Annotated in this window: 24 protein-coding genes; 10 read left to right on the top strand and 14 right to left on the bottom strand. The window is 63.9% G+C overall.

The annotated features are described in order from the left end of the window. Position 1: 1 nt before the first annotated feature. Positions 2-577, top strand: coding sequence for a GNAT family N-acetyltransferase (locus ABIG06_RS25285; RefSeq protein WP_370139007.1), 576 nt, complete (start codon positions 2-4; stop codon positions 575-577). A gap of 3 nt (positions 578-580) precedes the next feature. Here ABIG06_RS25285 and ABIG06_RS25280 read toward each other — a convergent pair whose 3' ends face one another. Further along, positions 581-793, bottom strand: coding sequence for a hypothetical protein (locus tag ABIG06_RS25280; protein ID WP_124161443.1), 213 nt, complete (start codon positions 791-793; stop codon positions 581-583). 164 nt (positions 794-957) lie between these two features. Between ABIG06_RS25280 and ABIG06_RS25275 the strand changes: the two genes are divergently transcribed. Continuing rightward, the gene (locus ABIG06_RS25275) at positions 958-1,899 is read left to right on the top strand and encodes an ornithine cyclodeaminase family protein (protein ID WP_124161444.1); all 942 of its coding nucleotides are present in this window, start codon (positions 958-960) and stop codon (positions 1,897-1,899) included. Between the two features lie 36 nt (positions 1,900-1,935). On the opposite strand, the gene ABIG06_RS25270 is transcribed toward ABIG06_RS25275, so the two are convergent. Together ABIG06_RS25270 and ABIG06_RS25265 are read right to left on the bottom strand one after the other, a co-directional pair. Beyond that, positions 1,936-2,376, bottom strand: coding sequence for a flagellar basal body rod protein FlgC (locus tag ABIG06_RS25270; protein WP_124161445.1), 441 nt, complete (start codon positions 2,374-2,376; stop codon positions 1,936-1,938). A 115-nt stretch (positions 2,377-2,491) separates the two neighbouring features. Further along, entirely contained in the window at positions 2,492-3,541 is a 1,050-nt protein-coding gene (locus ABIG06_RS25265) for a hydroxyacid dehydrogenase (protein ID WP_370139006.1), read from the bottom strand. Between the two features lie 244 nt (positions 3,542-3,785). Here ABIG06_RS25265 and ABIG06_RS25260 point away from each other — a divergent pair, with 244 nt between their 5' ends. From ABIG06_RS25260 to ABIG06_RS25250, 3 genes are all read left to right on the top strand, one after another. Continuing rightward, entirely contained in the window at positions 3,786-4,352 is a 567-nt protein-coding gene (locus ABIG06_RS25260; protein ID WP_370139005.1) for a decarboxylase, read from the top strand. An 8-nt stretch (positions 4,353-4,360) separates the two neighbouring features. Continuing rightward, complete coding sequence (locus ABIG06_RS25255; protein ID WP_370139004.1) at positions 4,361-4,957, top strand: thiamine pyrophosphate-dependent enzyme; 597 nt, start codon at positions 4,361-4,363, stop codon at positions 4,955-4,957. A gap of 76 nt (positions 4,958-5,033) precedes the next feature. Beyond that, the gene (locus ABIG06_RS25250) at positions 5,034-5,411 is read left to right on the top strand and encodes a VanZ family protein (RefSeq protein ID WP_370139003.1); all 378 of its coding nucleotides are present in this window, start codon (positions 5,034-5,036) and stop codon (positions 5,409-5,411) included. A 41-nt stretch (positions 5,412-5,452) separates the two neighbouring features. On the opposite strand, the gene ABIG06_RS25245 is transcribed toward ABIG06_RS25250, so the two are convergent. The 11 genes from ABIG06_RS25245 to ABIG06_RS25195 form a co-directional block, all read right to left on the bottom strand. Next, on the bottom strand, positions 5,453-5,836 hold the full coding sequence (locus tag ABIG06_RS25245) for a DUF1236 domain-containing protein (RefSeq protein ID WP_124161450.1): 384 nt from the start codon (positions 5,834-5,836) through the stop codon (positions 5,453-5,455). 114 nt (positions 5,837-5,950) lie between these two features. After that, positions 5,951-6,838, bottom strand: coding sequence for a 2-hydroxy-3-oxopropionate reductase (locus ABIG06_RS25240; protein ID WP_370139002.1), 888 nt, complete (start codon positions 6,836-6,838; stop codon positions 5,951-5,953). Positions 6,839-7,058: 220 nt separating this feature from the next. Further along, positions 7,059-7,844 carry a hydroxypyruvate isomerase gene (gene hyi / locus ABIG06_RS25235; RefSeq protein ID WP_370139001.1) on the bottom strand — a complete coding sequence of 262 codons (786 nt, stop codon included), beginning with the start codon at positions 7,842-7,844 and terminating at the stop codon, positions 7,059-7,061. 14 nt (positions 7,845-7,858) lie between these two features. Continuing rightward, a complete protein-coding gene (gene gcl / locus ABIG06_RS25230) occupies positions 7,859-9,649 on the bottom strand; it encodes a glyoxylate carboligase (protein ID WP_370139000.1) in 1,791 nt (596 codons plus the stop codon). 153 nt (positions 9,650-9,802) lie between these two features. Continuing rightward, the gene (locus tag ABIG06_RS25225) at positions 9,803-11,605 is read right to left on the bottom strand and encodes an adenine deaminase (protein ID WP_370138999.1); all 1,803 of its coding nucleotides are present in this window, start codon (positions 11,603-11,605) and stop codon (positions 9,803-9,805) included. A gap of 85 nt (positions 11,606-11,690) precedes the next feature. Continuing rightward, entirely contained in the window at positions 11,691-12,491 is an 801-nt protein-coding gene (locus ABIG06_RS25220; protein WP_370138998.1) for an NYN domain-containing protein, read from the bottom strand. 52 nt (positions 12,492-12,543) lie between these two features. Next, positions 12,544-14,043 carry a tripartite tricarboxylate transporter permease gene (locus tag ABIG06_RS25215; RefSeq protein WP_124161456.1) on the bottom strand — a complete coding sequence of 500 codons (1,500 nt, stop codon included), beginning with the start codon at positions 14,041-14,043 and terminating at the stop codon, positions 12,544-12,546. Further along, a complete protein-coding gene (locus ABIG06_RS25210; protein ID WP_370138997.1) occupies positions 14,043-14,540 on the bottom strand; it encodes a tripartite tricarboxylate transporter TctB family protein in 498 nt (165 codons plus the stop codon). The genes ABIG06_RS25215 and ABIG06_RS25210 overlap by 1 nt, the downstream gene beginning before the upstream one ends. Further along, entirely contained in the window at positions 14,537-15,505 is a 969-nt protein-coding gene (locus ABIG06_RS25205; protein WP_370138996.1) for a Bug family tripartite tricarboxylate transporter substrate binding protein, read from the bottom strand. The genes ABIG06_RS25210 and ABIG06_RS25205 overlap by 4 nt, the downstream gene beginning before the upstream one ends. A gap of 108 nt (positions 15,506-15,613) precedes the next feature. Next, complete coding sequence (locus ABIG06_RS25200) at positions 15,614-16,456, bottom strand: IclR family transcriptional regulator (protein WP_370138995.1); 843 nt, start codon at positions 16,454-16,456, stop codon at positions 15,614-15,616. A gap of 154 nt (positions 16,457-16,610) precedes the next feature. Continuing rightward, positions 16,611-18,740, bottom strand: coding sequence for an acetate--CoA ligase family protein (locus ABIG06_RS25195; RefSeq protein WP_370138994.1), 2,130 nt, complete (start codon positions 18,738-18,740; stop codon positions 16,611-16,613). Between the two features lie 352 nt (positions 18,741-19,092). Between ABIG06_RS25195 and ABIG06_RS25190 the strand changes: the two genes are divergently transcribed. From ABIG06_RS25190 to ABIG06_RS25170, 5 genes are all read left to right on the top strand, one after another. Further along, positions 19,093-19,788 carry a GntR family transcriptional regulator gene (locus ABIG06_RS25190; RefSeq protein ID WP_162131044.1) on the top strand — a complete coding sequence of 232 codons (696 nt, stop codon included), beginning with the start codon at positions 19,093-19,095 and terminating at the stop codon, positions 19,786-19,788. A gap of 62 nt (positions 19,789-19,850) precedes the next feature. Beyond that, positions 19,851-21,584, top strand: coding sequence for an oxalyl-CoA decarboxylase (oxc, locus tag ABIG06_RS25185; RefSeq protein WP_370138993.1), 1,734 nt, complete (start codon positions 19,851-19,853; stop codon positions 21,582-21,584). A gap of 65 nt (positions 21,585-21,649) precedes the next feature. Beyond that, entirely contained in the window at positions 21,650-22,927 is a 1,278-nt protein-coding gene (frc, locus tag ABIG06_RS25180) for a formyl-CoA transferase (protein ID WP_124161462.1), read from the top strand. A gap of 564 nt (positions 22,928-23,491) precedes the next feature. After that, positions 23,492-24,562, top strand: a complete 1,071-nt coding sequence (locus tag ABIG06_RS25175; RefSeq protein WP_370138992.1) for a hypothetical protein — start codon at positions 23,492-23,494, stop codon at positions 24,560-24,562. Between the two features lie 272 nt (positions 24,563-24,834). Then, complete coding sequence (locus ABIG06_RS25170) at positions 24,835-25,905, top strand: TolB family protein (RefSeq protein ID WP_370138991.1); 1,071 nt, start codon at positions 24,835-24,837, stop codon at positions 25,903-25,905. Positions 25,906-25,931 lie beyond the last annotated feature (26 nt).

The following is a 25,931-nucleotide window of genomic DNA, read 5'->3' as shown; positions in this document are numbered from 1 at the left end:
GATGAACGAGACAGCCGCGCGCGCGAGTGATGAACCCGTCCTGGTCAGGCCGTCACGCGAAAGCGATGTCGAGGCGATGTTGGCGATCTACCGCCATCACGTCCGCAACGGTGTGCCGCGCGATGTCGAGGGCACCGGCGCGCCGGAGCCGGACGATCTGCGCGACCGGCGCAAGAACCTGAAGCAGACCCGCCTGCCGCATCTTGTGGCGACCTATCGCGGCGAGGTCGTCGGCTATGCCTATGCCGTGCTGTTCCGCAAGCGCCCGGCCTATCGATACACGGCCAAGCACTCGATCTACGTCCACCACGCGCATCTCGGCCGCGGGGTTGGACGGCTATTGCTCCAGGAATTGATCGACGCCTGCGCGGCGGCCGGCTTCCGCCAGATGATCGGCTATATCGATGCCGACAACGCGCCCTCGCTCGTGCTGCACGAAAAATTCGGCTTCGCGCGCGCCGGCCTGCTCCACGGCGTCGCCTATCGCCACGGCCGCTGGTCCGACACCGTGATGGTGCAACGATCGCTCGGCGCAGGGACGACAACACCTCCGCCCATCATGGCGCCGGGCCGGTAGGTCTTACGACGGAAAGTCAGCCGGTCTCACATGGATGCGGTCGGCATGCAGCGACCAGTCATGCAATGCCTGGTCCTTGCAAAATCTTGCTTTCGCCCGCTCCTTGGCCTCGTCCTCGTCGGCGGCGTCGATCTCGAGCGTACCCTGGCAGACCTCGCTCTGTCGGCCGTACTCGCCGAGCACGTCCTTCATGAACTTGACGACATAGGTTGACATGGGACCTCCCAACTGCCCCGGCGGTACTCTAATCCCATTTACGCCGGACAGAGGAAGGAGATTTTGACGCGGATCAAGGCTTGTCGAGACCCGACGGAAGATTCGTTGCGGAACCTGCCGCGCGGGTTTATGGGCAAATGCCGGTCGCCAATAGGGAATTAGCCTTGCACTTTGTCTCCGATACCGAAGTCACGAAAGTTCTGACCTTTCCGATCCTGATTGCGGCGCTCGAAGAGGCGCATCGCCGGCCGAAGATGGAGGTGCTGGACGCCTTCCTTGGAGACGAGAGGGGGCAATACGTCATCCGCAGCGCCGTCGATCCCGGCCGATACATGGCCAGCAAGATGTTCACCAGCTTTCCGGCCAATCTGGCCGAAGGCAGGATGCCCGCGGTGCAGGCCGTGTGCGTGCTGTTCGACGGCACCAATGGGCGGCCGCTGGCGGCGATGGACGGCACCGAGATCACGCATTGGCGCACCGCAGCCGACTCCGCGCTGGCCACGAAACTGCTCGCCCCGCCCAATCCCGAGACGCTGCTCTGCGTCGGGGCCGGCGAGATGTCCGAATGGCTGATCCGGGGTCATCGCACCGTGCGGCCGTCACTGGAGCGCGTGCTGATCTGGAATCGCAGCCCGGACCGGGGCGTGGATCTCGCTCAGCACTTGGCGAAGGTCGGCGTCAAGGCGGAAGCAATCACGGATCTCGACGCTGCGACGCGCGAGGCCGATGTCATCACCACCTGCACCCGCGCGCATCAGCCGCTGATCAAGGGCCGCAATCTGCGGCCGGGCACGCATCTGGACCTCGTCGGCGGCTACACGCCGCAAACCCGGGAGGCCGATGACGAGGCGGCCAAGCGCTCCCGCATCTTCGTGGACCGACGGGAATCCGCCTTCCATGGGGTCGGCGACATCCTGCAGCCGATCGCAAGCGGCGTGATCAGCGAGGCGGACGTCCTCGGCGACCTCTACGACCTCGCCGGCGGCCTTGTGCTGGGGCGAACGTCACCGTCCGACATCACGTTCTTCAAGAACGCGGGCGGCGGCCATCTCGACCTCATGACCTGTGAGGCCGTGTTCCAGCAGCTTGGCGCAAAGCTGGGGTAGTGGCCCAGGCTGACGAGACACGGCCGACGTCAGCCCTCACGCCTTGATGTCGAGGAGCGTGTCTTCCGTCTCGGCGTAGGCCTGAATGACCTTCGCATTGGCAACGAAGCTGTACTTTGCGGTCACCAGCTGAGCGAATTCGCTAGCAAGATCGACATTCGGCGCTGCGACGAGGCCGTCCTGGTTTGCGAAGGGAGCGCTCGGGTCGGATTGCGCGGCATAGCTCGGCGACACCGTCGATACGGTCGCAACCGTACCGCCCGGCGTCGAACCACTCGACTGGGAGACCTGATCTACTCGCAACGGCACGTAGGCTGCAGGAAACGTTGGAGCAATGCCCGCACCGGCCGATGCGCTCGATCCGCCTGACGCGGGTAGCGGGCCGGTCGTTCTGATGTTGGCGATATTGCTCGCGGCCACGTTCACGCGCAGACTCGCCGCAGAAAGTCCGGATGTCGCAATCGAAAGTATGCTCATGCTCCCTGATCTACAGGACAGGTCATACGCGTTCCTTCACGCCATCGATAAGATGCGCCCCTCTGTATTTCCCTCGCGGTAACCAATGGCTGGCGCGCAATAGCCTTCGCGCGCCCTACCCCGGCTTCACGCCAAAAGCCTGTGTGAAGCGTTCGGCATAGTGCGGCCAGACCTCGGGATTGATGATGCGCGGCGGGCGCTTGCCGTCCAGCACATCCAGCACCTGTTCGGCGGCGATGCGGCCCATGTTCTGCCGCGCCTCGATGGTGACGCCCGCCGTGTGCGGGCTCGCCAGCACGTTATCGAACTGGAGCAGCGGATGCTCCGGCGGCGGCGGCTCCTTGGACCAGACGTCGAGGCCGGCACCCGCAATGCGCTTGTCGCGCAGTGCCTGAAGCAACGCGTCCTCGTCGTGGATGAAACCGCGCGCCGTGGTGATAAAATAGGCATGCGGCTGCATCAACGCGAATTCACGCACGCTGATCATGTTGCGGCTGCCCTTGTTCAGGGGGCAGGAGATCGAGACGAAATCGGCGCGGCGCAGGAGTTCGTCGAGCTCGACCTTCTCCCCGCCCCGCTCCGCCATCACCTCGGCCGACAAATACGGGTCGTAGGCCAGCACCGTCATGCCAAGCAGGCCCTTGCACAGGGCGGCAATGCGTCGGCCGACATTGCCGAGGCCGACGATGCCGACGGTCTTGCCCTCGACCTCGTTGCCGACGAGTTCGTTGCGGTTGACGTCGCGCTCGCGACGCAGGCGGCGATCCGACTGGATGATGCGCTTGGACAGGGTCAGCATCATCGCCAGCGCATGCTCGGCAACCGAATGGGCGTTGCCGCCGGACTGGTTGACGACCAGCACCCCCGCCTCCGTGCAGGCCTCGACGTCGACGGGGTCGAAGCCGGCGCCATTGCTGGAGACCAGCAGCAATTCCGGCGTCCGCTTCAGAAAGGCGGCATCGACGTGGAAATGCGGCGCCAGCTCGTCGCGGGCCGCACCGATCTGGTAGACATGGGCCGCGCTCAGGATCGGTGCATAGAAGTCTTCGGGGCTCTCGTTCTCGATGCGATCGAGCCGGACGTCGGGCCGCGCCTTCAGAATGTCGATATAGATCGGATTGGCCAGGTATTTGACGTAGAAGACGCGCTTGTTGTTGACGGACATCAGGACCCTTCCGGCTCGTTCGCGAGGGAGCTCGGCAAGGTCGACGCGACGCGCTGCCTCCGGTGCCTCCTCCCGCTTTTTCGTTGCCGCTTTTATGACATGGCGGTGCCGGCCACGGCAGGCCGTCTGGCGCAGATCACGGTGCCGGCGCGGACATGTTGACAATCCCTCTGCCTGCGTCAAGTTCGGCGGACCGCCGCAACGGCCAGAACCAAGAAGCATGCGCGGCTGAAGGGAGAACGCAATGGCGATTGCGGAACAACAGACCTCGCCCCAGGCGGCTCAAGGCTCCAGCGAGAGGAGCTGGCACGGCATTGTCCTGCAAACGTTGAAGCGGAACGAGATCAGCCTCGTCCCTTACGTGCCCGACCGCGTTCTGACACCGCTGATCAAGAACCTGCACGCCGACCCCTTCTTCACCACCTTTGCCACCGCCCGCGAGGAGGAGGCGGTCGGCATCGTCTCGGGCGCCTGGATGGGCGGACGACGCGGCGCGGTGCTGATGCAGACCTCCGGCTTTGCCACGCTGTCCAACGTGCTGGCCTCGCTCGCGGTGCCCTACCAGATCCCGCTGATCATGTTCGTGTCCGAGCGCGGCACGCTCGGCGAGTTCAACTACGGCCAGTCGCTGGTCTGCCGCACCATGCGCCCGGTGCTCGATTCACTGGCGCTGGAGCACCACACCATCACTCGCCTGGACGAGCTCGAATTCATCACGGACCGCTCGATCAAGCAGGCCGTCACCACGCAGGCGCCGGTGGCGCTGATCCTCAACCCGCTGCTCACGGGCGGCAAGGTGTTCGACAAGTGAGCGCCACCATGAACACGCGCAACACCAAGGTCATGAACCGCTTCGACGTCACCTCGCGCCTCGTCGCAAAACTCAAGCACGAGGAAGCCGTCATCGGCGGCATCGGCAACACCAATTTCGATCTCTGGGCCGCCGGCCACCGCCCGCAGAATTTCTACATGCTGGGCAGCATGGGGCTCGCCTTTCCGATCGCGCTCGGCGTGGCGCTGGCGCAGCCCGGTCGCCGCGTCTTCGCACTCGAAGGCGATGGCTCGCTACTGATGCAGCTCGGCGCGCTGTCGACCATTGCAGCCCTGAAGCCGCAGAACCTGACGATGATCGTCATGGACAACGGCGTCTATCAAATTACCGGCGCGCAGCCGACACCGGCAGCTGATGTCGCCGACATCGTCGCCATCGCCATCGGCTCCGGCCTCGCCAACAGCGCCTGGGCCGCGGACGAGGAGGATTTCGAGCGGCTGGTCGACGATGCGATGGCCGGAGCCGAGCCGCGCCTGATCGCCGTCCGGATCGACGACAAGCCGGGCGTGGGCACCACCCGCCGCGACCCCGTGCAGATTCGGGAGCGCTTCATGCACGGCCTCGGCGTGCGCGAGCCGTTATGACATTTTGTCATTAACTACACGGCGATCTGATACCGACCTCGCGACAACCCCGCCAAATCCGTGCTAAGCGGTCCGGATGTCCTTTTTCATTCGTAGCGTTGCCTGGCTGCTCGCGGCCGCCGTCACTTTCGCAACCCTGGGTCCCCCCGGCCTGCGGCCCCATTCCGACCTAAGCCAGGACGGCGAACATGCGCTCGCCTTCGTCCTGGTGGGACTGGCGTTCGGCCTCGCCTATCGGCGACGACGTCTGCTGATCGCAGCCGCCGCGGTCGTGCTGATTGGCGTGCTCGAGCTGCTGCAATTTTGGGCACCCGGCCGCCATGCGCGGGTGGAGGATTTTCTGGTCGATGCCGCCACCGCCTGCCTGGGCTTTGCGCTCGCCGCCGCGACCGATTGGCTGCTCGCGCGCTTTCGTGCCAGCGCTGCCCTGACAAGCGAGGGCCCCGCGGAGTGACATTCCGCAGGGCCCCATTCGGCGCACAGGGTTGCGGCCGATCAGTCGATGATCTTGACGACGCGGCGGGTGCGCGGCTCAACGATCACGCGGCGATCGTTCACGACCGCATAGCGATACTCGGTGTAGTTCGGCACGGGCCGCAACACCACGGTCGGGGGAAGCGGCTCGCCAACCACGACACGCTCGTGAATCACCACGGAATCGTCACGCGGGATCCCGCCCAGCACGGCATTCGGAATTTCGAGACCGGCGCCGACGGCCGCACCAACGGTGCCGCCGACCATCGCGCCGATCGGGCCACCAATGTCGCCGCCAGCGCGCGCGCCATCGGCGGCGCCCTGGGCCGTTGTTGACTGGGCGAAGGCCGCGCTCGACGCCAGCAGCGAGACGGCAGCGAACGTAATCGCAAGACGGGTTTTCATGTGCTTATGTCTCCAGTGATTGTCCTGCGCCTTCAACCGCGGGGCTGGAGCATTGTTCCGGTTCCGTACGGCCAAAGAAGCGCCCAGATCCAGAGACTGTTACGCCGTAACACATCAGGCTGCGGCGATCTCGTGCCCCGCCATTAGTTCCAGCGCTCGCACCATCGCCGAATGATCCCACGCCTTGCCGCCATGCGCGGTGCAGGACGAGAACAATTGCTGTGCCACCGCCGTGCTCGGCAGCGAGAGCCCGAGCGCACGCGCACCTTCGAGCGCGAGGTTGAGATCCTTCTGATGCAGCTCGATGCGGAAGCCGGGATCGAAATTACGCTTCACCATGCGCTCGCCGTGGACGTCGAGGATGCGCGAGGAGGCGAAGCCGCCCATCAGCGCCTTGCGCACCAGCGCTGGGTCCGCGCCGGCCTTGGATGCGAACAGAAGCGCTTCGCTGACGGCCTCGATCGTCAGTGCGACGATGATCTGGTTGGCGACCTTCGTCGTCTGCCCGTCGCCATTGGCACCGACATGCGTGACATTCTTGCCCATCTTGTCGAAGACCGGCTTCATGGTGCCAAAAGCCCGCTCCGGCCCGCCGACCATGATGGTGAGGCTCGCAGCTTTCGCTCCGACCTCCCTGCCCGATACCGGCGCGTCGAGATAATCGGCGCCGAGCGCCTCGATCTTCTTCGCAAACTCTTTCGTCGCCAGCGGCGAGATCGAGCTCATGTCGACCACGATCTTGCCCTTGGAGATGCCGCTCGCGACGCCGTCCTTGCCGAACAGCACGGCTTCGACATGCGGTGTGTCAGGCACCATGATAATGACGGCGTCCGCCTGCTCCGCGACCTGCTTGCCGGTGATGCAGGGAATGCCGCCGGCCGCGATCAGTTCCGGCGCCACGGGCCCAACGTCATGCAGGAAAACGCGATGGCCCGCGGCCAGGAGATGGCCGGCCATCGGCCGTCCCATGGTGCCAAGTCCGATGAAGCCGATATTGGTCATAGTTTGATTTCTCACAGTTGGGGTAGCAAAATTCATACGCGCATTCAGTGCACCTCTCCCGCTCGCGGGAGCGGTCGGCGCGGAGCGCGGGTGAGGGTTCTCTCCACGTTGGGATTTCTTCCGCAAGGATCTCATCGCGGAGACACCCTTCCCCCAACCCGCTCCCGCAAGCGGGAGAGGGAGCGCACCGTCGTCGCGGGGCCGCATCTGGCCCTAAATCTCAGGTCTCAAAAGTCTGCGCCGCGTGCCAGGAGAGGCCTTCCAGCGTCGTTGTGCGCGGCTTGTATTCGCAGCCGATCCAGCCGCGATAGCCGATCGCGTCGAGATGGCGGAACAGGAAGGGATAGTTGATCTCGCCGGTGCCGGGCTCATGACGGCCGGGATTGTCGGCGAGCTGGACGTGGGCGATCTCAGGCAGATATTCCTGGATGGTGCGGGCGAGATCGCCTTCCATGATCTGCATGTGATAGATGTCGTACTGGATGAACAGGTTGCTCGACCGGACCTCGGAGATGAGCTGCACCGCCTGCTCCGTACCGTTGAGGTAGAAGCCCGGAATGTCCAGCGTGTTGATCGGCTCGACCAGCAGCTTGATGTTCTCCCGTGCCAGCGTCGAGGCGGCGAAGCGCAGATTTCCCACAAGCGTTTCCTGGAGCTCGCGCGGATCGGCACCGGCAGGTGCGATGCCGACGAGGCAGTTGAGCTGCTCGCAATCGAGCGCCTTGGCATAGTCGATGGCCTGGAACACGCCGTCGCGAAATTCGGCGGTGCGATCGGGCAGGATGGCGATGCCGCGCTCGCCCGCCGCCCAGTTGCCTGCGGGGAGATTGTGCAGCACCTGCGTCAGGCCATGCGCCTCGAGCCGCTCGCGCAGCTGCGCCTTGTCGAAATCATAGGGAAAGAGATATTCGACCCCGGCAAAGCCCGCTGCTTTCGCAGCAGTGAAGCGGTCGAGGAACGGCATCTCGTTGAAGAGCATGGTGAGGTTGGCGGCAAACTTCGGCATGATATCGTCCTCCCCTATTCCGCCGGCTGCAGCACGCCCGGGCGCGCCCGCTCAACCTCGTCGAGCGGCAGGTCCAGCACCTCCTCGAACTCGACGATGTTGTCGATCTCGGTGCCCATCGCGATGTTGGTGACGCGTTCGAGGATGAACTCGACCACCACGGGCACGCGATGCCTGGCCATCAATTCGCGCGCGGTCACGAACGCGGCCTGCGCGTCCTTTGGATCGGTGACGCGGATCGCCTTGCAGCCGAGCCCTTCGGCGACCGCAACGTGGTCGACGCCGTAGACACCGATTTCGGGCGCGTTGATGTTCTCGAAGGAGAGCTGGACTTGATAGTCCATCTCGAAGCCGCGCTGGGCCTGGCGGATCAGGCCGAGATAGGAATTGTTCACGACGACGTGGATGTAGGGCAGATTGAACTGCGCGCCGACCGCGAGCTCCTCGATCAGGAACTGGAAGTCGTAGTCGCCGGAGAGCGCGATGATGTCGCGATCCGGGCACGCGGCGCGCACGCCGAGCGCTGCGGGCAAGGTCCAGCCGAGCGGTCCCGCCTGCCCGGCATTGATCCAGTTGCGCGGCTTGTAAACGCCGAGGAATTGCGCGCCGGCGATCTGCGAAAGGCCGATCACGGTGACGTAGCAGGTGTCCCGGCCAAAGGCCTTGGTCATCTCCTCGTAGACGCGCTGCGGCTTGATCGGAACGTTGTCGAAATGGCTCTTGCGCAGCATCGTCCTCTTGCGGTCGCGGCAGGCGGCGGGCCACGCCTGGCGCTCGCGAAGCCTGCCTGACCGCCGCCACTCCCTGGCGATGGTGACGAACAGCTCGAGCGCGGCCTTCGCGTCCGAGACGATGCCGAGATCGGGATTGAACACGCGCCCGATCTGCGTCGGCTCGATGTCGACATGCACGAAGGTACGGCCCTTGGTGTAGGTCTCAACCGAGCCGGTGTGGCGGTTGGCCCAGCGATTGCCGATGCCGAGCACGAAATCGGATTCCAGCAGCGTGGCGTTGCCGTAGCGGTGGCTGGTCTGAAGCCCGACCATGCCGGCCATCAGTACGTGGTCGTCCGGGATCGCGCCCCACCCCATCAGCGTCGGGACAACGGGCACGTTGGCAATCTCGGCAAACTCGACCAGCAGATCCGAGGCATCGGCATTGATGATGCCGCCGCCGGCGACGATCAGCGGCCGCTCGGCTGCGTTGAGCATCTCCAGCGCCTTCTCGATCTGCTTGCGCGTGGCAGTGGGCTTGTAGAGCGGCAGCGGCTCATAGGTCTCGTCGTCGAACTCGATCTCGGCGAGTTGCACGTCGAGCGGCATGTCGATCAGCACCGGACCCGGCCGGCCCGAGCGCATCACATGAAAGGCCTGGCTGAACACGCGTGGCACCAGCGCCGGCTCGCGCACGGTGACCGCCCACTTCGTCACGGGTTTGGCGATCGACTCGATGTCGACGGCCTGGAAATCCTCTTTGTAGAGCCGCGCCCGTGGCGCCTGACCCGTGATGCAGAGGATCGGGATGGAATCGGCGATCGCAGAATAAAGCCCGGTGATCATGTCGGTGCCGGCCGGCCCAGAGGTTCCAATGCAAACCCCGATGTTGCCGGCCTTCGCGCGCGTATAGCCCTCGGCCATGTGCGAAGCGCCCTCGACATGGCGCGCCAGGATGTGGCGGATCGAGCCGCGCTTCTTCAGCGCCGAATAGAGCGGATTGATCGCAGCACCGGGAACACCAAAGGCGGTCGAGATGCCCTCCTTCTCCAGGATTCGCACGGCCGCATCGACAGCTCGCATCTTCGCCATATCGGACCTCGCTTCAGTTGCGTCAGCGAGCGCGATCATCAGGCGAGCAAGATACGATCTCAACGAGATCGGTTTTATTTTCCACGATGCGGCAACCGCAAAAAAATCACGGCGCTCTCAATCAGTTAGATCGAGATATGCGTGAAAGCCGCGTCACTCGAACAGCGGCGCCAGCTCCATCTGCGGCACCAGCACGAGGCCCTTATCGGTGATGCGAATTTCCGGAATGACCGATAGCGGAATCAAATTGAAGCCCATGTAGGGGATGGTGCAGCCGGCCTCGGCCCATTCTTTCTTCAGCACCTTCACCTCTTCCGCCACTTCGGCGACGCGCTTGTCGGACAGGAGTCCTGCGATCGGCAGCGGAACCAGCGCCTTCACCCTGCCGTCGGCCACGACGCAGACGCCGCCTTGCCGCTCTTTGATCGCAGCGATGGCGACCTGCATGTCGTCCTCGTTGGTGCCCGCGACGATGATGTTGTGGCTGTCGTGACCGACGCTGGAGGCGACCGCGCCGCGCTTCAGGCCGAAATCCTTCAGAAGGCCATGGGCAACGTTGCCGGCGGATTTGCCATGACGCTCGACCACCGCGACGAAGCACAGGCCATAGCGCGCGAACAGCGACGACCAGTCTCTTGCGGGTTCGATCGCCACTTTCTCGTGGATCAGCGTGATACCGGGCAGCGCGGTCTTGATGGCGTTGACGGTGCATGCCTTGGCGGGCAATTCGGGCGTCAGCTTCATCGTCTGCGGCAGCTTGACGGTCGCATAGGCTGCCTTGGGATATTGATATCGCTTCGACAGCGCCTGATCGAGACGCGGGGTGACCTTGCCGTGCTCGACCACGAGCTCGCCACCATACCAGGTGCATTGCGGCTTGAGCTGATCGTCCATCAGCACGAGGTCGGCGCGGCGGCCGCCGCCGAGCCCGCCGATGTCGCCTTCCATGCCGAAGCGCGTCGCGCCATGCAGCGATCCCATCGACCAGGCCTGCTCGGGCGACATCCCTGCCTTCACGGCCTCCCTCACCACCCAGTCGAGACCGAACAGCAGGAGATCGTCGGCGTCACGGTCGTCCGTGCAGACGGCCGTGCGCTTGTGCGAGGCCCCGAGTTCGGTAATCGTCCGGATCGCCTGCGGCAGCGAATGCCAGGGCGTCGTCGGTGGGCCGCCTCGCAAAAACACCCAGACGCCGGCATCGAGCAGGTCATCGGCGATGTCGCGGTCGATGGCCTCGTGGGTATCGGTGATGCCGCTCGCCGCATAGGCGGCGACGAACTCGCGGCCATAGACATGACCGGACACCGGACGGCCACGCTTCAGAGCCGCGGCGAGAATGGCATGGCTGCGCTCGTCGCCCATCGTGACCGGCACGAAATCCATCTTCTCGCCGAGCGCCACCGCCTCCGGCCAGCGATCGAACAGGCCCGCGATCTTGTCCGGCGTGAGGTCGCCGCCAGCGGTTTCCAGCTCCGCGGATGTTGCCGGCACCGTGCTCGGCACCGTCAGGAAGATCGAGAGCGGCGCCTCGCGCGCGTCCTCCAGCATCGCCTCGACGCCGGCGACGTCCATGACGTTGCCGATCTCGTGGCTGTCGCAGAAGATCGTGGTGGTTCCGTTGAGCAGCGCAGCTTCCGCGTAGGCACAGGCCGTCACCATCGAGGATTCGATGTGGATGTGCGGATCGACCAGCCCCGGCGCGATGATGCCGCCGGCCGCATCATAGAGCGGCACGCCGCTCCAGACCTTCTTCGCCGTGCCGGCTGGCTTCACCGCGGCAATACGCCCGCCAGTTATCCAGACCTCGCGGCCTGGATGGATGCGCTCCGAATAGGTCGAGAGCACCCGGGCTCCCGTGACGACGAGATCCGGCGCGACACGCGCCGAAGCGACGTCGGCGAGGCACCGGGTCATCGCATGCAGCGGTGCGACGGCGAAGCGGGTAAGTTTTGTCATGATGACCCTCGCGCTGCGTTACGGCCAAGCGATAGTTACGCCCCGCGCGGAGCGGGGCAAGCGCAAATATAGCAGCACGCCCTGCTCAGGCCCCAGGCGCCGAACCGCCTGCCGTCCCCGACCTTGCAGGTCTGCGCGGGCTCCGCCGTCTTGGCGATGGTGCGGCAGTGGGCTTGACCCGTATGCGCATTGCCCGGCCGTTGGATTCATCTATTTCGAAGGAATTTGTCTTTCGCACGAGATCGCTCAGCTTGCGGGAGCCGTAGGTTCTCGAATCGAAATCGGGGGCGAGGTTGGTGAGCCCTTTTCCGACTTCCCCGAGAGAAACCCATCCGTCTTCACTTTCCATCTGGGCAATGACTTTCTTGATCATGGGGATGGCTGCGTCAGGGGGCTGAAGCGGCGCCGACCTCGCGGCGGCGTCCGGGGCGGTCGCCGTGCCGGCAAGCAGGTTCTCGGTATAGACGAATCTCCGGCAGGCCTGCCTGAAGCTTTCCGGAGTCTTCTGCTCACCGAACCCGAAGACATCGACTCCCTGCTCCCGGATGCGGGCGGCGAGACGGGTGAAGTCGCTGTCGGAAGACACCAGGCAGAAGCCGTCGAACCGGCCGCTGTGAAGCAGGTCCATCGCGTCGATGACCAGGGTTATGTCGGACGCATTCTTTCCCGCCGTATAAGCGAATTGTTGCTGCGGGATGATGGCGTGCTTCGACAGAATGTCGGCCCAGCCTCTGGAACGCGCATTGGAGAAGTCGCCGTAGATGCGTCGGACGCTGGCCTCGCCGATCTTGGCAATCTCCTCGAAAAGTCCATCCGCGATCTTGGCCGAGGCATTGTCGGCGTCGATCAGGACGGCCAGACGAGGCGAGCGAAGTTCGGACGGCATGGCATTCTCCACGGAATGGACGCAGCATTAGAACATGCGTGCGTCTTAGCGGCTAATCCTCGTTCGCCTTGAACCGCCCGAGACCCTTCATCACGAAGGGCGCCAGCAGCGCGATCAACGCCACCGCCAGCAGCGTCGCCGAGATCGGGCTTTGGACCAGCGTCATGGGATCGCCGAGGCTGATCGCGAGTGCGCGGCGCAACTGGCTTTCCGCGATCGGGCCGAGGATCAGGCCGACGACCACGGGGGCGATCGGAAAATCGAACCTGCGCATCAAAAAGCCGAGCACGCCGAAGCCGGCCAGCATCGATAATTCCACGACCGACGGCTTGGCGGCGATGGTGCCCATGGTCGCGAAGACGAGGATGCCGGCATAGAGCCAGGGCTGCGGAATCGCGAGAAGGCGCACCCACAGTCCGACCAGCGGCAGGTTGAGCACCAGCAGCATGCAATTGGCAATGAACAGGCTGGCGATCAGGCCCCAGACAAGGTCGGGCCGTTCGGCGAACAGCAGCGGCCCGGGGTTGAGGCCGTATTGCTGGAAGCCGGCCAGCATCATCGCGGCGGTCGCCGAGGTCGGCAGCCCGAGCGTGAGCAGCGGCACCAGCGTGCCGGCCGCAGAGGCATTGTTGGCCGCTTCCGGTCCCGCCACACCTTCGATCGCGCCCTTGCCGAATTCTTCGGGGTGTTTGGTCAGGCGTTTCTCGGTCGAATAGGACAGAAAGGTCGGGATCTCGGCGCCGCCCGCCGGAAGCGCGCCGATTGGAAAGCCGAACATGGTGCCGCGCAGCCACGGTTTCCACGATCGCTTCCAGTCTTCTTTCGTCATCCACAGCGAGCCGCGCACCGGCTCGAGCTTCTCCTCGGTATGGTGGCGGCGCGATGCGACATACAGTGCCTCGCCGACCGCGAACAAGCCGACCGCGAGCGTCGTCACCTCGACGCCGTCGAGCAGCTCGGGGATGCCGAACGCAAGCCGCGCCTGGCCGGTCAGCTTGTCGATGCCGACGAGGCCCAGCGTCAGGCCGATGAACAGGCTGGTCAGGCCACGAACCGGCGAATCTCCGAAGGTCGCCGACACCGTGACGAAGGCAACGCACATCAGCGCGAAGTAATCCTCAGGGCCAAAGCGCACGGCGAAATCGACCAGCCACGGCGCAAGGAAGGCGAGTCCGATGGTGGCGATGGTGCCGGCGACAAAAGAGCCGATCGCGGAGGTCGCAAGCGCCGGCCCGCCACGGCCGGCCTTGGCCATCTTGTTGCCTTCGAGCGCAGTCGCCATCGAGGCGCTCTCGCCGGGCGTGTTGATCAGGATCGCAGTGGTCGAGCCCCCGTACATGCCGCCATAATAGATGCCGGCGAACATGATCAGCGAGCCGCCGGGATCGAGCTTGTAGGTCACCGGCAGCAGCAGCGCGACCGTCAGCGCCGGGCCGATGCCGGGCAGCACCCCGACGGCCGTGCCGAGGAACACGCCGATCAGCGCATAAAGCAGGTTCATCGGCTGGACGGCGACCGCCATGCCGTGGGCCAGCGCGGCGAAAGTGTCCATCACAGCAGTCGCTCCAGGGGTCCGGCCGGAAGGCTCAGGGTTAGCAGCCGGTCGAAGGCTAGATAGATCAGGGTCGACATCACCAGTGCGATGATGGCGTCGACGAGGATGGCGCGGCGCCCGAACGCCGCCGACGTCGTCACGAACAGGGCAGAGGTCGCCAGGATGAAGCCGCCGCCGAAGCCGATGATGGCGATCAGCAGCGCAAGGCCGATGAGGATCAGGACCACCGGCACGGGATCGGCGCTCTCGCGCGCCGGCAAATTGCCGCGCAGCGCGTCGATGAAATTGCCGATCGCGAGCAGCGCGAGGCCGCAAGCGATCACGACCGGCATCGCCTCCGGCCCCATGCCGTACATCGCGGTCGCTGGCAAGCCGCGCGCATCCCAGACCAGCACGGCGGCGAGACCGGCGAGCCATGCGGCGATGACGAGGCCGGCACGATCGACGCGCCGCGGCGGCTGGGCGGGATCGCCAGACGCGCGATCTTGGATCATGACTTGACGAGGCCGACCGATTTCAACACGTCGGTGACCCGCACGGTTTCCTTCTTCAGGAAGTCGGCGAAGGCGTCACCACCGAGATAGGCGTCCTCCCAGCCCTTCTGCTTGAGGATCTCCTTCCAGGCGTCCGACTTCACCATCTTCTCGACCGCTTCGCTCAGCGTCTTTTTCTGCTCCGGCGTGATACCGGGAGGCGCGACCACCGAACGCCAATTGGCGATCACGAGGTCGATGCCCTGCTCTTTGAATGTCGGGATGTCGCTGCCCGCGATGCGCTTCTCCGAGGTCACGCCGATCGCGCGCAGCTTGCCGGACTTGATCTGCCCTTCATATTCGCTGAGGCCCGAAATGCCCGCGGTTACCTTGCCGCCGAGGATTGCGGCGAGCGACTCGCCGCCGCCGGAGAACGGGATGTAGTTGATTTTTTTGGCGTCGGCACCGACGGCGCCGGCGAACAAGGCCGCCATCACATGGTCGACGCCGCCGGCCGAACCGCCGGCAAAGGTGACCTTCGCGATATCGGCCTTCACCGCGGCGGCCAGGTCCTGCGCGGTCTTGATCGGCGAATTCGCGGGAACCACGATCACCTGGATCTCCTCGGTGAGGCGGGCAATCGGCGTCACCTGCTCCAGCGTCACCGGCGACTTGTTCATGGCGAGCGCGCCCACCATGACGAAGCCGTTGACCATCATCTGGTTGCCGTCGCCTTTGGCGCCATTGACGAACTGCGCGATGCCGACGCTGCCGCCGGCACCGGGAACGTTGCTGACCTGCACGCTGCGCGCGACGCCCGAAGCCACCAGCGCCTGCTGCATCGAGCGGGCAGTCTGGTCCCAGCCCCCGCCGGGCGCTGCCGGGGCCATCAGCTTCAGCTCGAGCTGCTGGGCGAGGGCCGGATTGGCTGCCGCCAGGGTCAGCGCGACGGCCGCGCCGACAAGGCGCACGGGAAATCGGAACATGGGGGCATCTCCAGGCTCATGCGGACGTTTGCCGCATTGTGTCGTTTGGTCGCATATCAGCCAAAACGACCGAGGCTGTCCAGTGACATCCCCCCAAGGCTTTTTTGGTCAGTGGGGCGACGGAATCACCCCGCCGAGCGCGGCCGTCAGTTCGGCAGCGACAGCCCGGACGATTTGCCCGATCTCCGGCAACCGCCGATCGGTCAGCCGACCGGTCATGCCGGAGACTGAAATCGCCGCGAGCGGCTCGGCGCAGTCGTTGTAGACGACCGCCGCAACGCAACGCAGGCCCATGCAGGCCTCTTCATCGTCGAGGGCGTAGCCCTGCTTGCGGATCTTTTCGAGTTCCTTGAACAGGTCGCTCGGCCGAACGATCGACTTCTCGGTCAGGCGAGGCATGCCGTGATGGCGGATGACAGCGCCAACGTCCTCGTCCGAATAGGTCGCGAGCACGGCCTTGCCGACGCCGGAAGTCACCATGGGAACGCGGCCGCCGACCTTGGTCAGCGAGCGCATGATCTCGCGGCTTTCCATGCGGGTCAGCACGATGATGAACTCGTCGTCGACGACGGCGAGATTGGCCGTCTCGCGGGTGAGATCGCGCAGCTTGCGCAAATAAGGGATCGCCTGCGCGGAGAAATTGCGCCGCCGCGCGAAGCTGGCGCCGACGGTGAAGCTGCGCACGCCGACATGCCATTTGGATTCGGCACGGTCGAACTGCACGAAACGACGGCTCTCGAGCGTTGCGAGCAGTCGGTGCACGGTGGACGCCGACAGGCCGGTGCGGATCGCGAGATCGCTGAGGCGATAGCCTTCGTCGTCCTCCGCCAGCGTCTCGATGATCGACAGCGCGCGGTCAACGGACTGCACGCCACCGTCGCGGCCCTCGTGATCGGCTTCCGCGACCGACTTGGGCTCAAGCGATTTGCGTCGGATCACGTTCTTGCTCATCGCGACCTGCCGCTTTGGAATTCGTCATTCCGGGATGGTCCGAAGGACCAGACCTCAGGTGTGCAATTGCGCACCATAGTTGGATGCTGCGCATCGCCCCGGAACGACCTACCCTACAAGGCGCCGCTTCGGATGCCGAAGCGGCGTCAAGGCCTCAGAGCAGCCCTGCCCCGCGCGCCCACTTATACTTGGCGCCGAGGACTTCGACCGGCAGCTCGGTCGAGTAGGCGTAGGCCGGGATTCCGTTCTGGTAGAGATATTCGGCGGCTTCCTCGACCTCGACGTCGCCGGCGAGCGAGGCGACCATGGGCTTCACGAAGCCCTTGGCCTCCATCTCCTTCTTCACCTCAACCATGTTGCGGGCGAACACCATCGGCGGGGTGACGATGGTGTGCCAGTAGCCGAGGATCAGCGCGTGGATGCGCTCGTCGGATAGGCCGAGCTTCACCGTGTTGACGTAGGTGATCGGCGGCTCGCCGCCGGTGATATCCACAGGATTTCCGGCCGCCCCAAACGGCGGGATGAACTTGCGGAAGGCCGCATCGAGATCCGGCGGCATCGACATCAGCGACAGGCCGTTGTCGACGCAGCTGTCCGAGAGCAGCACGCCCGAGCCGCCGGCGCCGGTGATGATCAGCACGTTCTCGCCCTTCGGCGTCGGCAGCACCGGCACGCCACGGGCGAATTCGAGCAGCTGGCGCAAGGAGCGAGCGCGGATCACGCCGGACTGCTTGAACACGTCCTCATAGATGCGATCGTTACCGGCGAGCGCACCAGTGTGCGAGGATGCAGCCTTGGCACCGGCCGAGGTGCGGCCGGCCTTGAGCACCACCACGGGTTTCTTCTTGGAGACGCGTTTTGCTGCTTCCGCAAAGGCGCGGCCGTCCTTGAGGTCTTCGCAGTGCTGCGCGATCAGATTGGTGTTCGGATCCTGCTCGAAGAAGGCAAGCAGATCGTCCTCGTCGATATCGGACTTGTTGCCGAGACCGACGATCGCCGAGACGCCCATCTTCGCTGAGCGCGAGAAGCCGATGATGGCCATGCCGATGCCGCCCGACTGCGACGACAGCGCCGCGTGGCCCTTGACGTCGTAAGCCGTACAGAAGGTCGCGCAGAGATTGGCGGGGGTATAGTAGAAGCCGTAGATGTTCGGTCCCATCAGGCGGATGTCGTACTTCTTGCCGACCTCGACGATCTCGGCCTGCAGCTCCGGCGCGCCGGCTTCGGCGAAGCCCGACGGGATCAGCACCGCGCCCGGGATCTTCTTCTCGCCGCACTCGGTGAGCGCCGCAGCCACGAACTTGGCGGGGATCGCGAACACCGCGACATCGATCACGCCGGGCACATCCTTCACGCTCTTGTAGGCCTTATAGCCGAGGATCTCGGCGGCCTTGGGATGGATCGGATAGATCTCGCCCTTGTAGCCGCCATTGATGAGGTTCTTCATCACGGAGTTGCCGATCTTGCCGTCCTCGGCGGAGGCGCCGACCACGGCGACCGCCTTCGGCTGCATGATGCGGTTCATGGCCGCGACGATCTCTTCGGTCGGACGCGGCTTGGGCTTCGGCTTGTAGGCGAAGTCGACGACGATGCGCACATCCGCGGCGGTCGCGTCCTTCGGCGTCGCGAACACCGGGTTGAGGTCGAGCTCGACGATCTCGGGGAAATCGGTGACGAGCTGCGAGACCTTGACGATGATTTCGGCGAGGGCGTTGCGGTTCACCGGCTCGCCGCCGCGCACGCCCTTCAAAATCTCATGCGCCTGGATGCCGTCGAGCATCGAGAGCGCGTCCTCCTTCGTCGCGGGCGCGAGGCGGAAGGTGATGTCCTTGAGCACCTCGACCAGCACGCCGCCGAGGCCGAAGGCGACCAGCTTGCCGAACGAGCCGTCGGTGATCGAGCCGACGATGACTTCGGTGCCGCCCGCCAGCATCTGCTGCACCTGGACGCCCTCGATCTTGGCATCGGACTTATATTTCTTGGCGTTGGAAAGAATGGTCTCGTAGGCCTTCTCGGCCTCTTCGGTCGTCTTGAGGCCGACGATGACGCCGCCGGCTTCGGTCTTGTGGAGAATGTCCGGCGAGACGATCTTCATCACGACCGGGAAGCCCATGGACGAAGCCATCTTGCCGGCCTCGCCCGCCGACTTTGCTACGCCCTCCTTCGGCACCGGAATGCCGTAGGCGTCGCAGACCAGCTTGCCTTCCGGCGCCGTCAGGCTGGTGCGGTTGTCCGCCTTGACCTGGTCGAGCACCTTGCGGACGGCATCTTTGGAATTGGACATCTGGCTTCTCCCTTGACCTGAGTTCGTTCTTTTCAAAGCGCGCGCGTGGTTTGCGGCTGCCCGTGATGCTTGCCATTCGCCGCGCTCTGTTCCATGCGGCGGAACGGAGTGGCATAAGCCTAAAGGTTACTCCGCCGGCTTGGATCAAAAATGGCTGGCGATGGCATTTGGTATGCCAGAAGCCAACTTGTCAAGCTGGTGGATGTCTTAGAACGCCGCAAAAAATCGCCAGCTTGACATTCTGGCATGTGGTATGCCAAAAACTTTCCCATTAATATTCCTGTAAAAGACGACTCCCCACTGGAGGAGATTCGTCGTGTCACTACGCAAACCAACCAAGGCGTTGCCGAACATGGCCGAGGCAGACATCGCAATCGTTCGTATTGCCCCGGAGAGCAGCTTCAAGAACAAGGCGTATGACGCCTTGAAGGAAGCCATCCTCAAGATGGACATCTACTCGACGCCCGAGCCGGTGATGCTCGACGAGCGCGCGCTGTCCGAACGGCTCGGCGTCAGCCGCACGCCGATCCGCGAAGCCATCGCGATGCTCGAGCAGGACGGTTTTGTGAAGACGGTGCCGCGCCGCGGCATCATGGTGGTGCGAAGGACCAAGAGCGAGATCGTCGACATGATCCGCGCCTGGGCGGCGCTGGAGAGCATGGCCGCGCGCCTCATCACCACCACCGCACGCAAGAAGGATATCACGGCGCTGCGCGACTTCTTCAAGGATTTCAGCAAGGACCGCCTGCCCGAGGATCACGTCGAGGAATATTCGCGCGCCAACATCGCCTTCCACCAGGCGCTGATCTCGCTGTCGGAATCGCCCGTGCTGGTCGATCTCACCAACGACCTCCTGCTGCACGTGCGCGGCTATCGCCAGCTGACCATCGGACGCAAGGATCGCACCGCGACATCGCTGCCCGAGCATCTCGGCATCATCGAAGCGCTGGAAGCGCGCGACACCGAGCTCGCCGAGAAGCGCGCCCGCGATCACACCCTCGGCCTTGCAGCTTACGTCGAAGCGCACGGCCAGGAACTCTTTACCTAGTGAACCTTCACCAGAAGGGCGAACAATTCGCCCCGCACCTTGAGACCAGGGAGACAAGGCCCATGCTGAATACCGCGACCAAGTCCGAAGCACCGGGCACCGAGCAGGAACTGACGGATGGCTTTCATCTCGTCATCGACGCGCTCAAGCTGAACGGCATCAACACCATCTATAATGTGCCGGGCATCCCGATCACGGATTTGGGCCGCATGGCGCAGGCCGCCGGCATTCGCGTGATCTCGTTCCGCCACGAGCAGAACGCCGGTTACGCCGCAGGCATCGCCGGCTATCTCACCAGGAAGCCCGGCGTCTGCCTCACGGTGTCGGCGCCCGGCTTCCTCAACGGTCTCACCGCGCTCGCGCATGCCACCACCAACTGCTACCCGATGATCCTGGTCTCCGGCTCCTCCGAGCGCGAGATCGTCGACCTCCAGCAGGGCGACTACGAGGAGATGGATCAGCTCGCGATCGCCAAGCCGCTGTGCAAGGCGGCCTATCGCGTGCTGCATGCCCAGGACATCGGCATCGGTTTCGCCCGCGCCATCCGCGCGGCGGTCTCGGGCCGTCCGGGCGGCGTCTACCTCGACCTGCCGGCAAAGCTGTTCGGCCAAGTCATGAACGCCGAGGCCGGCCGGAAGTCCCTGGTCAAGGTGATTGATGCCGCGCCCGCGCAGATCCCCTCGCCCGCTTCGGTGAAGCGCGCGCTCGACGTGCTCAAGAGCGCCAAGCGTCCGCTCATCATTCTCGGCAAGGGCGCGGCCTACGCGCAGGCCGACGAGGAGATCAAGACCTTCGTCGAGAAGAGCGGCGTTCCGTTCCTGCCCATGAGCATGGCCAAGGGCCTCCTCCCCGACACTCATCCGCAGTGCGCCGGCGCGGCCCGCTCGACCGTGCTGAAGGAGTCTGACGTCGTCATGCTGATCGGCGCGCGGCTGAACTGGCTGCTGTCGCACGGCAAGGGCAAGAGCTGGGGCGAGGCGCCGAAGAAGTTCATCCAGGTCGACATCGAGCCGAAGGAGATGGACTCCAACGTCGAGATCGTCGCGCCCGTCGTCGGCGACATCGGCTCGGTCGTCTCCGCCTTCAACCAGGCGCTTGCCTCGGGCTGGACCGCCCCGCCCGCCGACTGGACCAAGGCCGTCTCGACCAAGCGCGAAGAGAACGTCGCCAAGATGGCGCCGAAGCTCATGAACAACAAATCGCCGATGGACTATCACGGCGCGCTCGGCGTGCTGAAGAACGTCATCAAGGAGCACCCCGAGGCGATCCTCGTCAACGAGGGCGCCAACACGCTCGACCTCGCCCGCGGCGTCATCGACATGTACCGCCCGCGCAAGCGTCTCGACGTCGGCACCTGGGGCGTGATGGGCATCGGCATGGGTCAGGCGATCGCAGCCGCGCTCGAGACCGGCCATCCCGTGCTCGCGGTGGAAGGCGACTCGGCCTTCGGCTTCTCCGGCATGGAGATCGAGACCATCTGCCGCTACAACCTTCCGATCTGCGTCGTCATCTTCAACAATGACGGCATCTATCGCGGCACGGACGTGAACAACGCCAACGCCGACCCGGCGACGACGGTGTTCGTCAAGGGCGCGCGCTACGACAAGATGATGGAAGCCTTCGGCGGCATCGGCGTCAACGCGACCTCGCCCGACGAGCTCAAGCGCGCCGTGAACGAGGCGATGAAGTCCGGCAAGCCGACGCTCATCAACGCGGTGATCGATCCGGCTGCAGGCTCGGAGAGCGGCCGCATCGGCAATCTCAATCCGCAGAGCGTTTTGCAGAAGAAGAAGTAAGTCCACCCCTCAACCCAATACTCCCTGCCGGGTGCAGGGGCAGACAAAGAGTACGGAGCAACACGATGACCAAAGCGCTCACGGGCGTTCGCATTCTCGACTTCACTCACGTCCAGTCCGGACCGACCTGCACGCAGCTGCTGGCCTGGTTCGGCGCCGACGTGATCAAGGTGGAGCGTCCGGGCGTGGGTGACATCACCCGCGGCCAGCTGCAGGATATCCCGAACGTGGACAGCCTGTATTTCACCATGCTCAACCACAACAAGCGCTCGATCACGCTCGACACCAAGAACCCCAAAGGCAAGGAGGTCCTCACCGAGCTGATCAAGCAGTGCGACGTGCTGGTCGAGAATTTCGGCCCCGGCGTGCTCGACCGCATGGGCTTCCCCTGGGAGAAGATTCAAGCGATCAACCCGAAGATGATCGTCGCCTCGATCAAGGGTTTCGGCCCCGGACCGTACGAAGACTGCAAGGTCTACGAGAACGTCGCGCAGTGCACCGGCGGCGCCGCCTCCACCACCGGCTTTCGCGACGGCGTGCCGCTCGTCACCGGCGCGCAGATCGGCGATTCCGGCACCGGCCTGCATCTGGCGCTCGGCATCGTCACCGCGCTCTACCAGCGCACCCACACCGGCAAAGGCCAGCGTGTCACCGCCGCGATGCAGGACGGCGTGCTCAACCTCTGCCGCGTCAAGCTGCGCGACCAGCAGCGCCTCGCCCACGGCCCGCTCAAGGAATACAGCCAGTTCGGTGAAGGCGTGCCGTTCGGCGATGCCGTGCCGCGCGCCGGCAACGATTCCGGCGGCGGCCAGCCCGGCCGCATCCTGAAGTGCAAGGGCTGGGAGACCGATCCCAACGCCTACATCTACTTCATCACCCAGGCTCCCGTCTGGGAGAAGATCTGCGATGTGATCGGCGAACCCTCGTGGAAGACCGATCCGAACTACGCCAAGCCGGCGGCGCGCCTGCCTCGCCTGAACGAGATCTTCGCCCGCATCGAGCAGTGGACGATGACCAAGACCAAGTTCGAGGCGATGGAGATCCTCAACAAGGACGACATCCCCTGCGGCCCGATCCTGTCGATGAAGGAGATCGCCGAGGACCAGTCGCTGCGCGCGACCGGCACCGTGGTCGAGGTCGACCACCCCACCCGCGGCAAGTACGTCTCGGTCGGCAACCCGATCAAGCTGTCGGATTCCCCGAGCGACGTGCAGCGCTCCCCGCTGCTCGGCGAGCACACCGACGAGATCCTGCGCTCGGTGCTCGGCTTCTCGGATCACCAGGTCGCCGAGATCCACAAGTCCGGCGCGCTCGACCCGCCGCAGAAGCAGGCCGCGGAGTAACCGGGCCAACATTGAACGAGACGAAAGGGCCGCCCGAAGGGGCGGCCCTTTTTGCTTGGGAAGGCGCGCAGCCGCGCGCTCAAAATCAAAACTGGAAAACAACCCCATGCACAGTAGCCATCCCGTTGGTCCGCAACGATATTTCTGTTTCGACGAAAAAATCCTGACCCGTCGGGCAAAACAGGGGTATTATGCCATCGTGGATGTCGTGCCGGGAGTGCACATCGGGCGTTCGCTGCTGCACATCGGAGGGGCTCCCTGACCACACCCCGTTCGCGGAAGGGGCTGCAGAGGTCTGGAGTCCAAGGGCGATAATCGGACGTCAGCGCGAGGCGCAAGGACGTCAGCTATGGGCCACTTCTAGACATCACCGATGGGTATACAGAATCATCGTCCACCCTGGAGAACAGCCAAGTGGCCCGAATAGAAGCCTCCGTATGGATCGTAACGACTTTCATAATCATCTTGGCCGCCACTCCACTACGGGCTTTAGCAACACCAGAAGCGTCTGCGTGCGGGTACCTCGCTAGTCTAATCGATAAGGCACCGCCAGGGCCGTTGTTTTTGCCCAGCTATCCGACCGTCGAATCGGGGCCTCTCCATGGTGCCGCCTACCTCTATGACAACGCTGTAGCCGCCATCGCATTGATCAGTTGCGGCGAGCGAGACAAAGCGTCTCGAATTGGCTCGGCGATTCTGTGGGCCATCGATAACGACCGCACCTGGCACGACGGGCGGCTCCGGAACGCATACGCCGCGGGTGTGGTGGCGAGTGACTCCGCCAAACTTCCGGGTTGGTGGGACAATACTCGGAACATATGGTTAGAGGATCGATATCAGGTGGGCAGCGATGTCGGTAACATGGCATGGGCCATGTTGGCGTTGCTGTCGATTGATGATGTGAACACCGGCTCCCCGTTCCGCGATGGTGCAGCGCGGCTTGGCGCTTGGGTCGCGCAATGGGCCGATACGCGCGGTACTGGCGGTTTCACGGGTGGTACGTTTGGGCACGAACCGATGCCGGAAGTGCGGACGTGGAAATCGACTGAACATAATACTGACCTCGCCGCGGCGTTTGGCCTGCTTGCGATCCGTACAGGCGACTCGCGTTGGCGCGATAAGGCAACGGATGCCGAGTACTTTGTAAATACGATGTGGAATCCGGCGTGCGCCTGTTTCGCCGCAGGGACCGCTGAAGATGGTGTCACGCATAATCCGATTTTGGCTCTGGATGCCCAGATCTGGCCGCTAACAGCGCTTCACGGAGCGGCCGGCAAATTTGCATCGGCAATGACGACCGCCGAACAGCGAATGAGTGTCGGCGGAGGCTTTTCTTACGGTGAAGACCGGGACGGTGTGTGGACCGAAGGTACGGGCCAAATGGCTCTCTTGATGAAATTGCTCGGCAAGACCGAGAGAGCAGAATCGTTGATCGCTGTCATCGAATCCCAGAGGTCGCCCGATGGTGGGCTCTACGCCACGACTGTCCGCGCGTTACCGACGGGGTTCGTGTTGGACACCGACCCGACCAAGCCGCGAAACTATTTCCGATTGTCACATCTTGGCGCAGCTTCGTGGGCTGCCCTCGCGGAACGTGGGTTCAATCCCTTTACGATGACAAAAGGACTTCCCTAGCTGAGCCGCAGTGCTTCCCGTCTCGGCCGTTTCGGTCTGCCTTAATTTCGAAGTGTCCGCTTCGGGTCACGAGCGCCGGTTGAAGGGTCGGCCAGGTACGTCCGGTGTGCCTCAAGGAGCCGGCAGCCCGAACTTCGCATTCGGGCCAGAAGCCGCCATCGACCGTTGTTTCCATTAGATGGCGTCGGAGCCAAGTGACTGCTATGGGGAAATGCTGCAATTCAACTATAGCGGGTGTCCCTTTCTTAACCCGCGGGCATCACATTTGCCGGATGATCGTGATTGTCGCAGTTCGGTCCAGCCTCAAGCAAGCGATTGGTTCTTTTCTGCTTTCGCTTGCTGTCGTACTGCCGCCCAGCCCAGCCCACACGCAGGGCTTCGATCTCGACAAGTGGAATCGGGGCTTCTCTCTCGCGGCCTCCGTCAAGAACGCTGCCATTTTGGTGAGATCCAGCAAGGCAGAAAATATGGAGCTCCTCCTGGTTGATTTCGATTCCGGGAAACGGACCAAGCTCAGGAGCAAAGGATCGCACCTCCTGTCCCCATATCTATCGCCGGATGGCGCGCGACTACTTCTCTCTCGAGAGCTTCCAGGTCGTAGCGGAACCGCGTTGGTATCGTGTGACACCGGCAGATTCACTTGCCACGTCGTTCTTAGAAGCGCCGGGTCGATCCACTCCGCAATCCAGCTTTCCGGAGGCCGGATTCTCTATGTTTCGAGTCCGTTCGTGAAGGGAGGCGATGGGCGTGCCAGGTTGAGCCGCAACGATATCTGGATATTTGAGCCCGCAACGGGACCTCGGCAACTCACAGACTTCAGATTGTACGAGCTGGATTCGTTGGCCGTAGGACAGAATGAGATCTATTTTTCGGCTTATGGACCACCGCGTGACCGGCCGGTCATCCCGAAACTCGACTGGCGTGCTAATCAACAGAGCAGCATTTTCCGGCTTCCATACGATCCCGAGAAGGCAACGATAGATCCACCGTCCCGCACGTTGGAGCCGCTATTCCTGTCAGCAGGTATAGCCAATTATCCGGCGGCATCGATGGACGGTTTGCTGGTCGCATTTCTCAGAACGAGGACCAGTTCTAACCCTTATCACTACGACCTCGTGATCGCCGACACGAACAGCAAGAGCGAGCAGCTGATCGAGACCCCGGGTTTGGGGGCCTCTCGACCGGTCATCATCGATCACGACGTCTATGCCAGCATCATCTTGAAAGATCGGACACTCATCCAAGTCTGTCGCCAAGGTGAGCGCTCGATGAAGACGCTCGCCGATATCGGCGATGCTTCGATTGCCACCACCGAGGCAGTTGAAGTGGATATCGATCCGTAGCTCGGCTATAGGAGCTTACCCGTGCT

The organism is Bradyrhizobium sp. USDA 326, assembly GCF_049739485.1.
In the GTDB taxonomy this organism is placed as follows: Bacteria; Pseudomonadota; Alphaproteobacteria; order Rhizobiales; family Xanthobacteraceae; genus Bradyrhizobium.
Note: the sequence above shows the minus strand (reverse complement) of the source record. Positions and strands in the feature narration are given on the sequence as shown.

Excerpts from the sequence above, each read along its gene's own strand:
- frc (WP_124161462.1), top strand. The coding sequence starts at position 21,650 with ATGACCAAAGCGCTCACGGGCGTTCGCATTCTCGACTTCACTCACGTC.
- ABIG06_RS25210 (WP_370138997.1), bottom strand. The coding sequence starts at position 14,540 with ATGATCCAAGATCGCGCGTCTGGCGATCCCGCCCAGCCGCCGCGGCGC.
- oxc (WP_370138993.1), top strand. The coding sequence starts at position 19,851 with ATGCTGAATACCGCGACCAAGTCCGAAGCACCGGGCACCGAGCAGGAA.
- ABIG06_RS25260 (WP_370139005.1), top strand. The coding sequence starts at position 3,786 with ATGGCGATTGCGGAACAACAGACCTCGCCCCAGGCGGCTCAAGGCTCC.
- ABIG06_RS25250 (WP_370139003.1), top strand. The coding sequence starts at position 5,034 with ATGTCCTTTTTCATTCGTAGCGTTGCCTGGCTGCTCGCGGCCGCCGTC.
- ABIG06_RS25170 (WP_370138991.1), top strand. The coding sequence starts at position 24,835 with ATGATCGTGATTGTCGCAGTTCGGTCCAGCCTCAAGCAAGCGATTGGT.
- ABIG06_RS25265 (WP_370139006.1), bottom strand. The coding sequence starts at position 3,541 with ATGTCCGTCAACAACAAGCGCGTCTTCTACGTCAAATACCTGGCCAAT.
- ABIG06_RS25255 (WP_370139004.1), top strand. The coding sequence starts at position 4,361 with ATGAACACGCGCAACACCAAGGTCATGAACCGCTTCGACGTCACCTCG.
- ABIG06_RS25285 (WP_370139007.1), top strand. The coding sequence starts at position 2 with ATGAACGAGACAGCCGCGCGCGCGAGTGATGAACCCGTCCTGGTCAGG.
- ABIG06_RS25195 (WP_370138994.1), bottom strand. The coding sequence starts at position 18,740 with ATGTCCAATTCCAAAGATGCCGTCCGCAAGGTGCTCGACCAGGTCAAG.
- ABIG06_RS25190 (WP_162131044.1), top strand. The coding sequence starts at position 19,093 with ATGGCCGAGGCAGACATCGCAATCGTTCGTATTGCCCCGGAGAGCAGC.
- ABIG06_RS25225 (WP_370138999.1), bottom strand. The coding sequence starts at position 11,605 with ATGACAAAACTTACCCGCTTCGCCGTCGCACCGCTGCATGCGATGACC.
- ABIG06_RS25245 (WP_124161450.1), bottom strand. The coding sequence starts at position 5,836 with ATGAAAACCCGTCTTGCGATTACGTTCGCTGCCGTCTCGCTGCTGGCG.
- ABIG06_RS25215 (WP_124161456.1), bottom strand. The coding sequence starts at position 14,043 with ATGGACACTTTCGCCGCGCTGGCCCACGGCATGGCGGTCGCCGTCCAG.
- gcl (WP_370139000.1), bottom strand. The coding sequence starts at position 9,649 with ATGGCGAAGATGCGAGCTGTCGATGCGGCCGTGCGAATCCTGGAGAAG.
- ABIG06_RS25270 (WP_124161445.1), bottom strand. The coding sequence starts at position 2,376 with ATGAGCATACTTTCGATTGCGACATCCGGACTTTCTGCGGCGAGTCTG.
- hyi (WP_370139001.1), bottom strand. The coding sequence starts at position 7,844 with ATGCCGAAGTTTGCCGCCAACCTCACCATGCTCTTCAACGAGATGCCG.
- ABIG06_RS25205 (WP_370138996.1), bottom strand. The coding sequence starts at position 15,505 with ATGTTCCGATTTCCCGTGCGCCTTGTCGGCGCGGCCGTCGCGCTGACC.
- ABIG06_RS25200 (WP_370138995.1), bottom strand. The coding sequence starts at position 16,456 with ATGAGCAAGAACGTGATCCGACGCAAATCGCTTGAGCCCAAGTCGGTC.
- ABIG06_RS25240 (WP_370139002.1), bottom strand. The coding sequence starts at position 6,838 with ATGACCAATATCGGCTTCATCGGACTTGGCACCATGGGACGGCCGATG.
- ABIG06_RS25220 (WP_370138998.1), bottom strand. The coding sequence starts at position 12,491 with ATGCCGTCCGAACTTCGCTCGCCTCGTCTGGCCGTCCTGATCGACGCC.
- ABIG06_RS25280 (WP_124161443.1), bottom strand. The coding sequence starts at position 793 with ATGTCAACCTATGTCGTCAAGTTCATGAAGGACGTGCTCGGCGAGTAC.